At 65.1% G+C, this 13,225-nt stretch carries 22 protein-coding genes and 1 tRNA gene; 19 read left to right on the top strand and 4 right to left on the bottom strand.

What is annotated here, in order from left to right; translation table 11 throughout:
* Positions 1-2: 2 nt before the first annotated feature.
* The 3 genes from OS124_RS0101755 to OS124_RS26870 form a co-directional block, all read right to left on the bottom strand.
* Positions 3-296: a hypothetical protein gene (locus OS124_RS0101755; protein ID WP_010137567.1), complete on the bottom strand. Its 294-nt coding sequence runs from the start codon at positions 294-296 to the stop codon at positions 3-5.
* The gene (locus OS124_RS0101750) at positions 296-787 is read right to left on the bottom strand and encodes a hypothetical protein (RefSeq protein ID WP_010137566.1); all 492 of its coding nucleotides are present in this window, start codon (positions 785-787) and stop codon (positions 296-298) included. The genes OS124_RS0101755 and OS124_RS0101750 overlap by 1 nt, the downstream gene beginning before the upstream one ends.
* Positions 788-907: 120 nt before the next feature.
* A complete protein-coding gene (locus OS124_RS26870) occupies positions 908-1,291 on the bottom strand; it encodes a hypothetical protein (RefSeq protein ID WP_138919387.1) in 384 nt (127 codons plus the stop codon).
* A 285-nt stretch (positions 1,292-1,576) separates the two neighbouring features.
* Between OS124_RS26870 and OS124_RS23370 the strand changes: the two genes are divergently transcribed.
* The 19 genes from OS124_RS23370 (at position 1,577) to OS124_RS0101650 (ending at position 12,340) form a co-directional block, all read left to right on the top strand.
* Entirely contained in the window at positions 1,577-1,852 is a 276-nt protein-coding gene (locus tag OS124_RS23370) for a helix-turn-helix domain-containing protein (RefSeq protein ID WP_010137563.1), read from the top strand.
* A gap of 247 nt (positions 1,853-2,099) precedes the next feature.
* On the top strand, positions 2,100-2,411 hold the full coding sequence (locus tag OS124_RS0101730) for a hypothetical protein (protein ID WP_010137562.1): 312 nt from the start codon (positions 2,100-2,102) through the stop codon (positions 2,409-2,411).
* Positions 2,408-2,686, top strand: coding sequence for a hypothetical protein (locus tag OS124_RS0101725; protein ID WP_010137561.1), 279 nt, complete (start codon positions 2,408-2,410; stop codon positions 2,684-2,686). Before OS124_RS0101730 ends, OS124_RS0101725 begins: the two co-directional genes overlap by 4 nt.
* A 283-nt stretch (positions 2,687-2,969) precedes the next feature.
* Positions 2,970-3,503, top strand: a complete 534-nt coding sequence (locus tag OS124_RS0101720) for a hypothetical protein (protein ID WP_138919386.1) — start codon at positions 2,970-2,972, stop codon at positions 3,501-3,503.
* A complete protein-coding gene (locus tag OS124_RS27190) occupies positions 3,500-3,676 on the top strand; it encodes a hypothetical protein (RefSeq protein ID WP_168161417.1) in 177 nt (58 codons plus the stop codon). The genes OS124_RS0101720 and OS124_RS27190 overlap by 4 nt, the downstream gene beginning before the upstream one ends.
* Positions 3,677-3,884: 208 nt before the next feature.
* A complete protein-coding gene (locus OS124_RS26335) occupies positions 3,885-4,094 on the top strand; it encodes a hypothetical protein (RefSeq protein ID WP_083834504.1) in 210 nt (69 codons plus the stop codon).
* Positions 4,095-4,104: 10 nt separating this feature from the next.
* Positions 4,105-5,151 carry a hypothetical protein gene (locus tag OS124_RS25850; protein ID WP_010137558.1) on the top strand — a complete coding sequence of 349 codons (1,047 nt, stop codon included), beginning with the start codon at positions 4,105-4,107 and terminating at the stop codon, positions 5,149-5,151.
* Positions 5,144-5,905 (top strand): DUF5131 family protein, encoded by a 762-nt coding sequence (locus tag OS124_RS0101700; RefSeq protein ID WP_010137557.1) that lies wholly within the window; start codon positions 5,144-5,146, stop codon positions 5,903-5,905. Before OS124_RS25850 ends, OS124_RS0101700 begins: the two co-directional genes overlap by 8 nt.
* A complete protein-coding gene (locus OS124_RS0101695; protein ID WP_010137556.1) occupies positions 5,898-6,515 on the top strand; it encodes a hypothetical protein in 618 nt (205 codons plus the stop codon). Before OS124_RS0101700 ends, OS124_RS0101695 begins: the two co-directional genes overlap by 8 nt.
* Positions 6,512-7,480 carry a PD-(D/E)XK nuclease-like domain-containing protein gene (locus OS124_RS0101690; RefSeq protein ID WP_010137555.1) on the top strand — a complete coding sequence of 323 codons (969 nt, stop codon included), beginning with the start codon at positions 6,512-6,514 and terminating at the stop codon, positions 7,478-7,480. Before OS124_RS0101695 ends, OS124_RS0101690 begins: the two co-directional genes overlap by 4 nt.
* On the top strand, positions 7,477-8,406 hold the full coding sequence (locus OS124_RS25845) for an Rmf/CrpP family protein (RefSeq protein WP_010137554.1): 930 nt from the start codon (positions 7,477-7,479) through the stop codon (positions 8,404-8,406). The genes OS124_RS0101690 and OS124_RS25845 overlap by 4 nt, the downstream gene beginning before the upstream one ends.
* Positions 8,403-8,729: a hypothetical protein gene (locus OS124_RS0101680; protein ID WP_010137553.1), complete on the top strand. Its 327-nt coding sequence runs from the start codon at positions 8,403-8,405 to the stop codon at positions 8,727-8,729. The genes OS124_RS25845 and OS124_RS0101680 overlap by 4 nt, the downstream gene beginning before the upstream one ends.
* Positions 8,726-9,067, top strand: coding sequence for a hypothetical protein (locus OS124_RS0101675; protein ID WP_010137552.1), 342 nt, complete (start codon positions 8,726-8,728; stop codon positions 9,065-9,067). Before OS124_RS0101680 ends, OS124_RS0101675 begins: the two co-directional genes overlap by 4 nt.
* Positions 9,064-9,462 carry a DUF1364 family protein gene (locus tag OS124_RS23350; protein WP_010137550.1) on the top strand — a complete coding sequence of 133 codons (399 nt, stop codon included), beginning with the start codon at positions 9,064-9,066 and terminating at the stop codon, positions 9,460-9,462. Before OS124_RS0101675 ends, OS124_RS23350 begins: the two co-directional genes overlap by 4 nt.
* A complete protein-coding gene (locus tag OS124_RS0101665; RefSeq protein WP_010137549.1) occupies positions 9,462-9,650 on the top strand; it encodes a hypothetical protein in 189 nt (62 codons plus the stop codon). Before OS124_RS23350 ends, OS124_RS0101665 begins: the two co-directional genes overlap by 1 nt.
* Complete coding sequence (locus OS124_RS0101660) at positions 9,643-10,551, top strand: Lar family restriction alleviation protein (RefSeq protein ID WP_138919385.1); 909 nt, start codon at positions 9,643-9,645, stop codon at positions 10,549-10,551. Before OS124_RS0101665 ends, OS124_RS0101660 begins: the two co-directional genes overlap by 8 nt.
* Positions 10,552-10,554: 3 nt before the next feature.
* Positions 10,555-10,806 (top strand): hypothetical protein, encoded by a 252-nt coding sequence (locus OS124_RS23345; RefSeq protein WP_010137547.1) that lies wholly within the window; start codon positions 10,555-10,557, stop codon positions 10,804-10,806.
* Positions 10,799-11,059, top strand: a complete 261-nt coding sequence (locus tag OS124_RS0101655; RefSeq protein ID WP_010137546.1) for a hypothetical protein — start codon at positions 10,799-10,801, stop codon at positions 11,057-11,059. The genes OS124_RS23345 and OS124_RS0101655 overlap by 8 nt, the downstream gene beginning before the upstream one ends.
* A gap of 33 nt (positions 11,060-11,092) precedes the next feature.
* Positions 11,093-12,340 carry a hypothetical protein gene (locus tag OS124_RS0101650; protein ID WP_010137545.1) on the top strand — a complete coding sequence of 416 codons (1,248 nt, stop codon included), beginning with the start codon at positions 11,093-11,095 and terminating at the stop codon, positions 12,338-12,340.
* A 64-nt stretch (positions 12,341-12,404) separates the two neighbouring features.
* On the opposite strand, the gene OS124_RS0101645 is transcribed toward OS124_RS0101650, so the two are convergent.
* A tRNA-Arg gene (locus OS124_RS0101645) sits at positions 12,405-12,481 on the bottom strand.
* Positions 12,482-13,225 lie beyond the last annotated feature (744 nt).

The following is a 13,225-nucleotide window of genomic DNA, read 5'->3' as shown; positions in this document are numbered from 1 at the left end:
CTTCACCGGATCACCGCCGCGCCGCCGGGCAGCTTGTTCTTCATAGCCTCCCGCTTCAGCACCAACCGATAGGCCTTGGCCCGCGCGCGCTCTTCCGCCCGCCGCCGCTGCCGGGTCTCGATCGGGCAATCCGGGATCAGGGTGTTGGCCTTACGCTTGGCCGCCAGACGGGCCTCGGCGCGGCGCACGCCGTCACCGGGAAACCGCCGGGTAGCTTTGGGCTGCGGCGAGGGGATCGGTGCCGTGGTGATCCTCATCAGGGCGAACGTGGCCGCGAGTGATTTGAAGAGCTGCATCACTCGGCCGCCCGCGTCATGGGCGTGACGTTCGAGGGTTCATCCTCGTCGAGGTCAGCCAGGTTCGCCTCGAAGTCGGCGGCATCCTCGGCCAGCTCTTCGTCGCCCATCGGCACCACGTCGTCGCCCTCGTCGAGCGCGGCATCGGCGGTCTCGTCCTCGCTCTCGTAGTCAGCGGGATCGCCCAGGTCCATTTCCCCGCTGCCCTGGCCCTGGACATGGGCCTCGACCATCGGCAGGCCCTTCTTGAGGGACCTGATGATGTCCATCGCCTTGGCCTGGCCGTTCTTCTTCGGCAGCTTCTTCACGATGCTCTTCAGCCAGCCAAACGCCTGGCCATTCATGCCGGTCTCGTCCAGGAACTCGGTCAGCTTGGCCGCGCTCTCGCCGGCATCGCTCTGCCGCTCGTACTCCTCGTCCGACCGGGCCTGGATTTGGCCCAGAAGTTGGTCATGCCCGAATTCGGGCTCGCTGTTCGTCGGGTCTTCCATGGTCAGCTCCTTTCGTTGGGGGGGGTGTGCCGGATCTCGCTCCAGCACTGAGCGCCTGGTGACGGCATTGCGGGTTTCCACGTCCTCACCGAGCCTCGGCCCGATGCCGTCGTCGCAGCCTCACGGGGCAGCTGAGAAAGTACCGAGGTCGGTATTGCTTTTTTCCGGGAACCTGATTTCGTCGCCCCAGGAGGATCCGGGATGATGAAAACTGCTTTGATTGTTGGACTTGTTGGCGCTCTTGCGGCCTGCTCTGCCGAGAGCATGAAGACCGCCGAGGGTTGCAAGATCATGCTGACCGAGCTGGGTCAGGCGCACACGAGGGCCTGCCAGGCGGCCTACCATGAGGAGATGGCCCGTCAGGCTGGCGGAACCGTCACACGCTGCATCGACACCGGCGGCGCCATGAGTTGCACGACGTACTGACTGCCCGCGCGACCCGTGCCCTTGAAACGTGTTCAGTTTGAACACAAATGGCGAGTATCCGAAGTCACTTTTTCCCATGACGGATCTTCGCAAGGTGCTCATAGCTAAGGGTAATACCCATCCTTTTCGCCTCGCGAACGAGGTCCACATCCCGGTCAGCCGGAATCTGGTTTCGGCGCCGGAAGGTCTGCACCGAGTTGTAGGGAATTTCGAAGATCCGACCGAATGCGGTCGGACCACCGAAGGCCTGTACGATTTCCGAAACGCTCTTCATGGTCTGAGCGATAGTATTCAATATGAACACTTGTCAACGGATTTGATTTGATGCCTTCACTTGCCGTCCAGTGGCGCCATGATGCGTGCATGGCTGTTGAACCCAAGATTCCGCGTGAAAATCAGTCCGTTGACCGGGAGGCGTTTGCCCGCCGCGTGACGTTCGTTCGTGAGAAGCTCGGCCTGACGAAGAAGGACTTCGCGGATTCGATTGGAATCACGAAGTCCAACTACTCGCAGGTGGAACAGGGCAACCGAATGCTTACGGTCGACCAGCTCTATCGTTGCTTCCTGGTCCACGGTGTTCCCATGGAATACCTCCTGGTCGGCCAGGAAGCGCGCCTCCCCCAGATCTTCAAGCACTGAAATCTTCGGGCGATTTTCTTTCGCTCGATCAGTAGCCTATAGACCCTCTCCAAGGGCAGCCCCCTCTCGGCCGCCCGCACGAGAAGCGCGATCTTTTCGCTTTCCGTCATCCCTCTCTCCCTAGGTTTCGCCCCCGATCTACGCACTCACTCTAAGGGTGGGTGTTCAATTTGAATATTTTTATCTTGACGGTATTCAATATGAACACTAAGCCTGATGTCGAGAAATGCGAGGTTTGGGAAGCAAAATGCAGAATACCGGCACCAATAAGGCGCCTTTTGCCGACGAGCTTTTCAGCGTCGATCCGTGGACCTGCATGGTCGAGGAGGTCGGCACCAAGGAGAAGCCCAAGCGGATCTTCTACGCGGTCCACCAGGAGCGCGAGGAGATGCACGAGCTGGACCTCAACACCTACCGCGACCCGTCCCCTGAAACCTTCCGCCAGCTGATCGCCCTCGGCTTCCCCAAGCGCGTCACTGGCTCCCCGCTGACCGCCGACCAGATCGAACTGATGTGGTGGCGCCGGTTCGGCATCAAGCCCGAGGAGAAAGCCGCATGAGGGATCACGTCACCGCCTACAAGCCCCCGCTGGAGCGTGCACGCCATGTCCTCGGCAACCCGGGCGCGCACCCGTCGCACAGGATCCGCAACGCGGCGCTGTACCTGGCGAACAACTCGGCCGACGACGTCGAGACCCTGATGGCCCGGGCCCTCGTGGCGGTTGCGGATCGCAGCCCCGGGCCGCGCATCGGTTTCTCGAAGCGGGCCTGCGCGACGATCACCCTGCTTGCTCTGGCGCTCGGGACCTTCGCCGGGGTGCTGATGACCCCCTGATTTCGAATAGCGCGCGTTGTCCCCTGCTCCCCCGCAGTCGCGCGCTGTCACCCCGGCCGGCGTCCCCACTCCTTCCCAGCCGGCCGGGGCAAGAGGTTCCCCGCACCTGACACACACAGCCTCGTAGCGGGGGCACCGCCGAGGGCGCCTTTTTCCAACCCGATGTCATGGCGTCCTCGGCACCACCACTCACGCGATCGGCCGACCGGAACCGGCCTCACCAGGGCGCCCGCTCCCACAGCAGAACCGCGGGCGCCCACCCACAGCTCAGATGGAGGTCATCATGATCCGCTACCACCGCATCCGCTTCCTCTTCCAGCGGGCGCCTGCCCGCGTCTGCGACTGGCTGCTTGACCGCATCCTGAAGCTTCATCCCGACGCCAACGGCAACATCACCGCCTATGCCGAGGAAGAGCTGCGCCGGGCCGGCTGGTTCAAGGAAGACGCCTTGTACGGCGACATGATGGGTAACGCAGTCATGCGCCAGGTCCGTCTGTTCAGCATCGAAGGACATTCCGGCATGTCGGCCGGGATCGCCAGCAACCTGGCCCAGACAGTCTGCATGTTCCGCCCCCTCACGCCCCTGACTGGCGAGGATGACGAATGGGGCGAGCCCTACGGCGAGGATGGAACTCAGCAGAACAAGCGGTTCTCCGCCATCTTCCGCGACGAGGACGGCTGTACCTACAACATCGAGGGCCGCGTTTTCCGTGAACCGAACGGTGCCACCTACACCTCCCGAGACAGCCGACTGCCCGTGACCTTCCCCTGGACCTACACGCCGCCGGTGGTGGTCGACGTGAGGGCCAGCGAATGACCCTGCTCTTGCACATCCTCGCGGCGCTGCTCTGGGCCGTGGCGATCCTCCTCTTCGTCGGCGCAGGGTATCGGGCTGGCGAAAGCCGCGGACGCAAGCTGGCCGGTCTCTTCAGCATCATCCTCGCCATGCTGATCGGCTCCATCGCTTTCACCCTTCAGGTCATGGCCTGAAGCCGTCGAGCACCCTTTCCCCCAGCGCCACCAGAAGCGCCCTCGAAGGCGCGGCGCCAACCATGGAGGCCGCCATGTAGCGACAGCGATGCCCTGGCCGGAGGCGAAAGACCCGGCGCGCCAGAAAGAGGCGTCACCTTTGGTCAGCCGGCGGTCGAGGCTTAGGGCCGCCGGCATTCCCAAGATGAAGCCCACCAGGAGAACCCCCATGTACAAGCCGACCCACCACGAAATTCAGTCCGGAAGTAGCCGTGTGAAACACGCTGAAGGGCTCATTCTTCAACTGCCAGAAGATCACGACGGCAGAAACACTTGGCTGCTGAACTACGGCGTTGGCGATGAGGCAAAAGCCCTTCGCAAGAAGCACAACATCGGCTGGGTGCGAGAAACCGAAGCAGCCCAAACCTTCAGCCGCTGAGGAGAACCCCATGTCCGACACCACTGAACTGTCCCTGCTGCCCGACGCCAAGGATCTGCCGGCCGTCTTCACCGAAGCTGGCAAACTGGACGAGCTGATCACCAGCATCGAGAAGCGCGTGAAGTCCGAGGTCATCGACGTGACCACGCCCAAGGGCCGGAAGGCGGCCACCAGCCTGGCCGCCAAGGTCTCGAGCTCGAAGGTTCTGATCGAGAAGACGGCCAAGGATCTGACCGAGGACGCGCGCAAGAAGATCGCCGACGTGAACGCCAAGCGTAACAGCGCCGTCGAGCGGCTGGAAAAGCTGCGCGACGACACCAAGGCGCCGGTCAAGGAATGGGAGGAGAAGGAGGAGGCACGGGTGCGGGCGATCCTGCAGCTGATGCTGACCTTCGACACCGACCAGCTGAACGCGGCCGCCTCTTCGGAGGAACTGCAGGCCCTGATCGACAAGATCACCGCCGTCGAGGTCACCGAGGAGACCTTCCAGGAGAAGACCGAGGAGGCCGAGGCGCTGAAGGCAGAGGCCCTGAAGGTCTACGGCGCCCACCTGCAGACGGCCCAGCAGCGCGAGGAGAACGAGCGCGAGCTGGCCGCCCTGCGCGCCGAGAAGGAAGAGCGCGAGCGCCAGGATCGGGAACGGGCCGAGAAGGAGGCCGCCGCCAAGGCCGAGGAGGAGCGGAAGGCTCGCGAGGCCGAGGAGAAAGCCCGGCGCGAGCAGGAGGCCAAGGAGGCGCAGGAGCGCGCCGCCAGGGAGGCCGAGGCCCGGGCGGAACAGCAGCGCCAGGAAGCCGAAGCCCGCCACGCCCGTGAGCTGGAAGAGGCCAAGCGCCGCGAGGACGAGGCCGCCCAGCGGGAGCGCGACCGGATCGCCCAGGAACAGCGCGAGAAGGAAGAGGCCGAGGCCGCCGCGCTGGCGGACGCGGAGAACCGGCAACGGGTCAAGGCGACCATCGTCACCGCCCTCGGCAAGGTCGAGCCCCGCAGCGTGGCCGGCATGGTCGAGGCGATGATGGCCGGCGAGATCCCCCATGTGAAGGTCTACCTCGATGGCTGAGAACAGTGGCATCGAGTGGACCACCCACACCTTCAACCCGTGGACTGGCTGCACCGCAGTCAGCCCGGCCTGCGATCACTGCTATGCTGAGGGCTGGGCGAAGCGCAGCGGGCATGTCCAATGGGGGCCGCACGGCGCCCGCCGCCGCACGAAGACGTGGGGCAATCCGGTGCGCTGGAACAAGGCGGCCGAGGGTGCCGCCGAGCGCCCGCGCGTCTTCTGTGCCAGCTTGGCCGATGTCTTCGACAACCACCGCAGTATCGAGGACGCTTGGCGCTTGGATCTGTGGCATCTGATCGACCAGACGCCAAACATCGACTGGCTGCTGCTGACGAAGCGGCCGCAGAACATCGTGAAGTTTGCGCCCGAGCGTTGGTTCATCGGCGGCATCCCTCGCAACGTCTGGCTCGGCACCACCGTCGAGAACCAAGAGGAAGCCGACCGGCGCATCCCGCACCTGATCCAATGCCCGGCGCGGGTCCGGTTCCTCTCCTGCGAACCCCTGCTGGGACCGGTGAGCATCCGGCGCTACACCAGCAAGCTGGAATGGGTCATCACCGGCGGCGAGAGCGGCCCGAACTTCCGTCACGCAGATCCTGACTGGTTCCGGTCCCTGCGCGACCAATGCGCTGACGCCGGGGTGCCGTTCCTGTTCAAGCAATGGGAGGGGAAGACCCAGAAGCAGATCGAGGCCATGGGCCGCGAGCTGGATGGCGTCGTGCATGACGGATACCCGGAGGTGCGGCATGTCTGACCGTCCCATCCCCTTCTTCGGCCCCATGGTCCGCGCGCTGCTGGAAGGCCGGAAGACCCAGACCCGGCGGGTGCTGAACCCTTGGTGCGAGGAGCCGCCAGCCTTCATCTTCCGGGAAGGTATCTACGCCTACGACGAGAACGACGCGGCCTATAAATTGCCGAAGACCCACGGCGTCGGCGACCTCCTTTGGGTGCGAGAAGCGTGGCGGACATGGGCGCAATATGACCCCTTCCCGCCTCGCGCACTCGAAGCAGGGACGCATGTCGCCTACGAGGCGACACCTGACATCCCGAACCTCGGGAGCAATGCAGGCAAATACCGCCCTGGCATGTTCATGCCCCGCTGGGCCTCGCGCCTGACGCTGATCGTTACCGATGTGCGGGTGCAGCGTCTGCAGGAGATCAGCGAGGCCGACGCGGCGGCCGAGGGCAGTGCCGGATACGTGTCTAGCAACGGCGAGGACGGGGAGAGCCCGAGCGAGGAGTTCCGCTCCCTCTGGGACAGCCTCAACGCCAAGCGAGGCTTCGGCTGGGACGCGAACCCGTGGGTGGCCGCCTACTCATTTCGTGTCGAGAAAATTAACATCGACCGGATGGGGGCAGCATGACCATCGAGATCATCGACCTCCCCAAGGGCGAACTCATTTCGGAACCCGGCTTCTATCGCCTCAGCCTCGATCGGCACCACAACCAGCCCTGCAACGGCCCCAGCGTCACCAGCGGCGTCCTCCGCAAGATGGACGGGCACGCCCCCTCGAAGACCTGGGCGACCAGCGCGCTGAACGAGAACCGCTGGCCCGACAAGGACAGCGATGCGCTGCGCCTCGGCCGGGCCATGGCCGCGCTGGTGGAGGGTGGCACAGAGGAGCTGGAGAAGCACTTCCAGGTGCTGCCCGAGAACCGCCCGTCTCGCCCGACCAAGCCTCAGCTGCGCGCCTTTGCAGAGGGCCGGGAGAGCGCGTCGGCGAAGAAGTCGATCACCTTCTGGAGCGCGGTGGAGAAGGATGGCCGCGACGTGCTGACCGACACCGACTACGAGCTGCTGGTGAACATGGGCGGCGTGCTGGCCAACGACCCGGCGGCGGCCTACGCCCTCGGCGGCGAGCCTGAAATCACGATGGCATGGCGGGACGAGCGCACCGGCATCTGGTGCCTCTCGCGGCCGGACAACCTGCGCACTGACGGGCTGCTCTCCGACTACAAGAAGGTCAACACGCAGGGCCGCGCCTTCACGGGCGCCTTCGTCGACACGCTGATCGAGAAGCACGGCTACTTCATGCAGATGGCCTTCGCCGCCGAGGGCTGGGAGCAGCTGACCGGGCACCCGCCGACCGAGGTCGGGCTGGTCTTCCAGGAGGACGAGCCGCCCCACGACGTGATCATCCGCGAGATCCAGGAAGAAGCCTTGGCCATGGGCCGCTTCAGGAACCACCGCGCCCTCTACCGCTTCCACGAGTGCCTGGAGGCCGGTCACTGGCCGGGCGCCGGCGAGGTGCTGGGCGCCTACCACATGAGCGAGGGCCTGCGGGAGCAGATCCTCGAAGAGATGAACCTGGCAGGAGAAGCGCCATGAGCAACACCAAGCAGAACAGCAGCACCTCGATCGAGGACCGCATTCGCGAAAAGACCGATCTGACCATCGCGCACGGCACCGAGGTATCCGCCAGCGTCGGCGGCCTCGCCTTCAAGGACATGGGCCAGGTCATGGAGTTTTCCAAACTCATGTCCGTGGCCGGTCAGGCGGTGCCGAAACACCTGCGCGGGCAGCCGGGCGCCTGTATGGCCGTCAGCCTGCAGGCCTTGAACTGGCGGATGGATCCCTTTGCCGTGGCCAACAAGAGCTACATGGTCAACGACCGGGTGGCCTATGAGGCCCAGCTGATCCACGCCGTCATCGAACAGCGGGCGCCGATCAAGGGGCGGCTGAAGGGTGGTTTCGAGGGCGAGGGCGCGAAGCGGGTCTGCGTGCTGCGCGCGGTGAGCTCGGAGGATGGTGAGGAGATCGTCTATAGCTCTCCCGAGATCGGCAGCATCAGCACCAAGAACTCGCCGCTCTGGAAATCCGACCCTGACCAGCAGCTCTGGTACTACTCCGCCCGGGCCATGTGCCGGCGCCATTTCCCTGACGTCCTCCTTGGCGTGTACGAGCGCGAGGAGATCGAGCAGGCGCCGCGGATGCGCGACGTGACCCCCGACGAGCCGAAAGCCGGGGGCCTCGCCGCCCGGGCCGCCGCCGCCCGCGAGGCCGCCCGCCAGCAGGAGGAGCCGGAAGCCGAGGACCAGCAGCAGGTCGAGGACGCCGACACCATCGAGGGCAGCGCCGAGGATGGGGCCGGGCCCGACGAGAACAGCTTCGAGTTCGCCGAGGGGCGCACCGCAGCAGAGCAAGGCGTCGCTCTGGAGGACTGCCCCTACGAGGACGGCGATGAGCGCTTCAACTGGACCGGCGGCTGGTACTCGGCCGAGGAGAAGGCCCGCAGCGAGGAGGACGAGGCATGATGGAAGGTTTTCAAGAAGGCGTCGAGTTCAGCGACGGGCCCACGGGCATGATGGTCGAAAGGATCCACACGGCAGCCGTCGGCGCCTGTGTCTCGACCACCAGGCAGCACCCGGTCAGCGCCGCGGTGAACCTGATCAAGACGGGCCTGTGCTTCCTTGACACCGTGGACTCGGAGGCAACTGCCGATCTGGTTGCTTCCCTGCAGGACCCTCTCCCCGAAATCGGAAGCGAGGATTTCCACCGCTATGTCGCGAGGCAGTCGGAGATCCTGAAGAAGATCGTCTCGTCGTTCGAGCGCCAGACGACGGAGGGGTCCGCATGAGCCTCCCCATGACCAGCCTTCACCCCGACGAGGCCGGCAAGCAGTGGAAGTGCCCCCTCGCCCGCACCTTCGGCTCTACCAAGGCATCGAACTACTGCCAGGGCGCCGACTGCGCGGTCTGGCGCTGGATGCCGATGGCGGCCAACGATCCCCGCTTCATGTCGGCCGTGCAGCGCGAGATTGCCGCCCTGCAGGCCGAGGAGCCCACGAAGAGCAAGGACGGCCTCCACAAGAAAGCCGTGGCCCGTGTCGCGGCAGATCCCGCCGCGTTCACCTATCCCAACGAGACCGACCGGGGCTACTGCGGCCTCGGTGGCAAGCCGGAGGGCACGAAATGATCACCGACTTCCGCCCCCACATGCTCCCGAAGGTCCGGTCGACACGGATCATGGCGGCGCCGAACCTCATCCGCCAGAAGACCGGGGTCATGATGCCCTGCACCCTGCGGATCTGCTCGATCCTCGGGGAGCGCTGCAGCGACGAAGCGACCAACGTCATGGCGCACCTGCCCGGCCCCGGGAAGGGCACCGGCACCAAGGTGACGGACTTGGCCACCGTCTGCGCCTGCCACCGCTGCCACCAGCTGCTCGACCAGCCCAGCCCGCGCGAACAGGCGCAGCTGGAACTCTATCCGCACGCGGTGGCGGATCGCTTCTTCAAGTCGCTGATCGAGACCCAGGCGATGCTCTTCGCCCACGGGATCATCGAGGTGCCGGACGGGGAGCTGGTCTGATGATCCGCACCATCCGCACCGGCACCGTCCTCTCTCAGGGCGCCGTGGTCTCGATCGAGCAGACCCTGCGCCGCCGGAAAGAAACCAGCTGGGAGCTGGAGCATGTCGAGATCGCCACCATCTCCGCCGGCGGGACCCTCCTGCGCGGCGAGCTGGTCGAGAGCAGCAGGGAGCTGAGCGATGACTGACGCACCGGAGCTGAAGCCGTGCCCGTTTTGTGGGGAAGCGCCAAGTGGCGTGACCTGTTCGTCGGGCGATAGATATAACTATTCAATCGTTTCGTGCGCGACGCGAGGTTGTCGTGGGAATGATGACTTGTGGGCTGACGACCACGACATCAGGCAAGCCATCAGCGCCTGGAACATCCGCGCCGACCTCGCCCGCCCCGCCCCGCAGCCTGTGGGGGTGAAGGTCAAGCCGCTGGAATGGTACGACTACAAAGCCTCCTACCCGGGCTCGGTTGCCGACATGTGTGGGTTTCACCGTCGTCTGGAGGGTCTGCCGGACGGGAAAGTCCTCTGTCGCAATACGGGACTGGTTTACGGCGACATGGCCGAGGCGAAGGGGGCCTGTCAGGAAGCCTTCCAGCGGCACATCGCCCCTGCCCTCGACCCCCAGCCCGCCATGCTCTCGCGGGAAGAGGCCGACGCGATGGTGGCGGCTGAAAGAGCGCGGTGCAAGTCGGCCCTTGAACAGTCGGCGCACAACATGAGGTACGAAGCAAAGAAGCCGAATGGTGATCCCCTGCTGAGGTTCGACCTCTTCAAGGTTCGCGCAGCACTAAGGGACGCCTGGAAGTATTACGCCGCAGCACTGGACCACTACGGCGCAGATGATGACGCCGCCGCCGCCCTCCAGCGCCAGATCGACGCGGCAAAGGCAGAGGGTCACAGGGAAGGGCTGGAGGAGGCGAGAAGTTCCGGCGCTATTGATCGACACGCGATAGCAAGAATTATTACTCTAGACCACCTGCAGTTGCTTAGTGATTTCGGCGTAGACACAGACCTCTATCGTCAGGACCCAGAATGTGCCGAATCAGCATACGCGACTGCCGACGCTATCCTCGCCCTGATCGAGAAGGAGGGCTGAGGGATGGATGATCAGCTCAAAGCAATTCGCGCGTTCGCCGACGAGATCCAGGCGGGCCAAGATCGCTTCCTGACCGCCGTGATCGCACTAGCGCAAGCAGGAAAGGTCCAGATCATCCCCACGGCCGAGAACCTGCTGGGCGCCGGTCAGCGCCCGGTCCTGTGCCTGCCGCGTAGTCAGTATGACCGTCTTCTCAATCTTCTGGCCGAAACCCGCTTCGGGCAAGACATGCAGGAGGGCCCTGCCGATGGCTGACCACACCCTCACCAAGGAAGCAGCCTGTGGCAGCGCGTCCTGGGCGGCACAGCACCTCGGCATGTCCCCGCGCGCGTTCCGCGACAAGCGATCCGCCCTGGAGGCCGAGGGCTTCCCTGAGCCTGATCCCCTCCTCGGCCGCTACCTGAAGGCCGATGTCAGGGCTTGGCTCGAAAAACGCCGCCGGGTCTCCGACTCGGATAAGGTGACCGTTGGCGGCGAGAGGCCGAGCATCAATCTCGACGCCCTCTGAAACCCGTGATGCTCCACAGTGAAAGTGAAACACATGGCCTACAAGGAAGCCCTGTGGGACGGTTCGGACCCGTCCTACGCCCCGGGCGCCGTGAGATCCCGAAACTGGTGGTACTGGAAGCCCACCGCCAAGTTCCGCAAGATGGGCTACCCCAAGACCTCCGTCCGCCTGACCGGCGAAGAAGGTGACGGGCAGGATCTCGTCCGGGCCCGCGAGGCCCGCGAGCTGACCCGCGAGATGCTGGCCTTCTTCGGCGCCGACATGAGCGCCCACGAGGTCGGCACCTGGGGCTGGCTGATCCACCGCTACAAGACCGACCGGCACAGCCCGATCCATGGCGTCAAGGCGAACACCCGGCAGGGCTACGTGATCTTCATGGACAAGCTAGACGGCGCCATCGGCAAGGTCTCGATCGCGGCCACCAACTACACCGTCCTCTGCGATCTGCGGGACGGCATGAGGGACAAGGGCCGGTCCGCCAGCTACATCAAGCGGATCTTCACGCACCTTCGGATCCTCGCCAACTACGGCGCCCTGATCGAGCATGAGCCAGCGGTGAAGGTGGCAAGCATCCTCTCCGGTATGCGGATCCAGTCCCCGCCGAAGAAGTCATCTGCCCCGACCCGCGAGCAAATCCGTGCGATCGTGGACCAGGCGGACGAGCAGGGCCTCTTCGCCTTCGCCACCGGCCTGCTGCTGCAATGGGTCTTCTGCCTGCGCGCGGTCGACGTGCGTGGTCACTGGCTGGAGTGCGACCCGAAGGCAGGGGGCGTGGTGCGCGAGCTGGCCCGGAACCGCCGGCAGCTCCACCTGCCCCGGAAGTTCGAGCGGTGGCAGGACGGCCTGACCTGGGACATGTTCGATGAAGGGCTGACCGGCTTCAGCAAGACGATCTCGAAGACCTCGAAGTCGATGCCGGAACCGCTCTGGTTCGACCTGACCCACGCGCCCGAGCTGCGCAGCCGGCTCTTCATGCTCTCGACGCGCGGCCGGATCGGCCCGGTCATCGTCGGGGAGCGCAAGGAGATGCCCTACACGCGCAACGGCTGGACCGAGGCGTTCATCCGGTGCCGCCGGGCGGCCGGCATTCCTGAGACGGTGAAGATGATGGATACCCGCTCCGGCGGCCTGACCGAAGCCGGCAAGCTGGGGCTCGACCCGTTCATCTTGCGTGACGCCGCGGGCCACAGCCAGGTCAGCACAACTGATCGGTACATCCGAGGGAGAAGCGATTCCATCGCCAAGGTGGTCGAACTTCGGAACGCAGGCAGAACCGCCTGACACAACCTCAACACAACACTCGGTTATGACCCAAGTGATCCAGCTGGTAAGTTATTGAGATTTATGGCGCACCGGGGAGGATTCGAACCCCCGACCCCTTGATTCGTAGTCAAGTACTCTATCCAGCTGAGCTACCGGTGCGTCGTGGGGGGCGATGTAGCCCGGGGGTCAGGGGGATGCAAGCGCAAAATCGAAAATTTCGTGACGGTCTTTCGCTCTCTTGAAGAGGCCTCCCGGCGGAGCGTTGAAAACAACGGTGATGCGGCCTGGCCCGGGTGAGGGGTCGTCGGTACAGCGCGGCGGGTACGGCAACGGACAGACCACCTGGACAGGGCGGCGCCGCCTCAGGAGAGGGAAGCACGGGCGCGGTTCGGCGAAACGCGTCGCTGCCGGGGTGGACGAATGGACTCGGGAGGTCTCGGCCCGTCGGAACGAAGAGACAGGCGCCCGCAGCCGAAGCGAGTTTGCGTAGCGGACACCAGCGCGACCAACGGGCCAAGGATAAACCGGAACCCGACGGGGAGGCACCGGACTGGGCCCACCCGACCGGAAACAACGGGCAGAGGGCGCTGAACAGGACCCAAAGGACCGAGACCAATGGGCAGGGGCTCAATATAGTGGCCAAGTGCGGCGGGGGCAGCCTCTCCCCACCGGGTCCAGGACGCTGTCGAGGGCAGCCCCCGCCCCGGTTGATCAGGTCTCTGACGCGGGTGAGTCGGGGGTGGCCGGGCCACAGGGAGTACGAGGCCGACGCATGCGGCAGCGCGCCTCGCGCCACCGGGGGAGCGTCCGGGCCACCGGCAGGGCTGACGGTCCGGGGTTTTCCCGGTGGTGCGCGACGGCAAGCCCGGCAGGGATCACCGGGCTACCAGTGACGGCGGGCCA

Source organism: Oceanicola sp. S124, from assembly GCF_000220565.1.
In the GTDB taxonomy this organism is placed as follows: Bacteria; Pseudomonadota; Alphaproteobacteria; order Rhodobacterales; family Rhodobacteraceae; genus Pseudooceanicola.
The sequence above is the reverse complement of the archived record's forward strand: the minus strand, read 5'-3'. Positions and strand labels throughout refer to the sequence as shown.

Excerpts from the sequence above, each read along its gene's own strand:
- OS124_RS0101690 (WP_010137555.1), top strand. The coding sequence starts at position 6,512 with ATGACCATCGAGATCATCGACCTCCCCAAGGGCGAACTCATTTCGGAA.
- OS124_RS23370 (WP_010137563.1), top strand. The coding sequence starts at position 1,577 with ATGGCTGTTGAACCCAAGATTCCGCGTGAAAATCAGTCCGTTGACCGG.
- OS124_RS0101695 (WP_010137556.1), top strand. The coding sequence starts at position 5,898 with ATGTCTGACCGTCCCATCCCCTTCTTCGGCCCCATGGTCCGCGCGCTG.
- OS124_RS0101655 (WP_010137546.1), top strand. The coding sequence starts at position 10,799 with ATGGCTGACCACACCCTCACCAAGGAAGCAGCCTGTGGCAGCGCGTCC.
- OS124_RS26335 (WP_083834504.1), top strand. The coding sequence starts at position 3,885 with ATGTACAAGCCGACCCACCACGAAATTCAGTCCGGAAGTAGCCGTGTG.
- OS124_RS0101660 (WP_138919385.1), top strand. The coding sequence starts at position 9,643 with ATGACTGACGCACCGGAGCTGAAGCCGTGCCCGTTTTGTGGGGAAGCG.
- OS124_RS23345 (WP_010137547.1), top strand. The coding sequence starts at position 10,555 with ATGGATGATCAGCTCAAAGCAATTCGCGCGTTCGCCGACGAGATCCAG.
- OS124_RS0101680 (WP_010137553.1), top strand. The coding sequence starts at position 8,403 with ATGATGGAAGGTTTTCAAGAAGGCGTCGAGTTCAGCGACGGGCCCACG.
- OS124_RS0101650 (WP_010137545.1), top strand. The coding sequence starts at position 11,093 with ATGGCCTACAAGGAAGCCCTGTGGGACGGTTCGGACCCGTCCTACGCC.
- OS124_RS0101675 (WP_010137552.1), top strand. The coding sequence starts at position 8,726 with ATGAGCCTCCCCATGACCAGCCTTCACCCCGACGAGGCCGGCAAGCAG.
- OS124_RS0101665 (WP_010137549.1), top strand. The coding sequence starts at position 9,462 with ATGATCCGCACCATCCGCACCGGCACCGTCCTCTCTCAGGGCGCCGTG.
- OS124_RS0101720 (WP_138919386.1), top strand. The coding sequence starts at position 2,970 with ATGATCCGCTACCACCGCATCCGCTTCCTCTTCCAGCGGGCGCCTGCC.
- OS124_RS23350 (WP_010137550.1), top strand. The coding sequence starts at position 9,064 with ATGATCACCGACTTCCGCCCCCACATGCTCCCGAAGGTCCGGTCGACA.
- OS124_RS0101755 (WP_010137567.1), bottom strand. The coding sequence starts at position 296 with ATGCAGCTCTTCAAATCACTCGCGGCCACGTTCGCCCTGATGAGGATC.
- OS124_RS26870 (WP_138919387.1), bottom strand. The coding sequence starts at position 1,291 with ATGGGAAAAAGTGACTTCGGATACTCGCCATTTGTGTTCAAACTGAAC.
- OS124_RS0101700 (WP_010137557.1), top strand. The coding sequence starts at position 5,144 with ATGGCTGAGAACAGTGGCATCGAGTGGACCACCCACACCTTCAACCCG.
- OS124_RS0101725 (WP_010137561.1), top strand. The coding sequence starts at position 2,408 with ATGAGGGATCACGTCACCGCCTACAAGCCCCCGCTGGAGCGTGCACGC.
- OS124_RS25850 (WP_010137558.1), top strand. The coding sequence starts at position 4,105 with ATGTCCGACACCACTGAACTGTCCCTGCTGCCCGACGCCAAGGATCTG.
- OS124_RS25845 (WP_010137554.1), top strand. The coding sequence starts at position 7,477 with ATGAGCAACACCAAGCAGAACAGCAGCACCTCGATCGAGGACCGCATT.
- OS124_RS0101730 (WP_010137562.1), top strand. The coding sequence starts at position 2,100 with ATGCAGAATACCGGCACCAATAAGGCGCCTTTTGCCGACGAGCTTTTC.
- OS124_RS0101750 (WP_010137566.1), bottom strand. The coding sequence starts at position 787 with ATGGAAGACCCGACGAACAGCGAGCCCGAATTCGGGCATGACCAACTT.
- OS124_RS27190 (WP_168161417.1), top strand. The coding sequence starts at position 3,500 with ATGACCCTGCTCTTGCACATCCTCGCGGCGCTGCTCTGGGCCGTGGCG.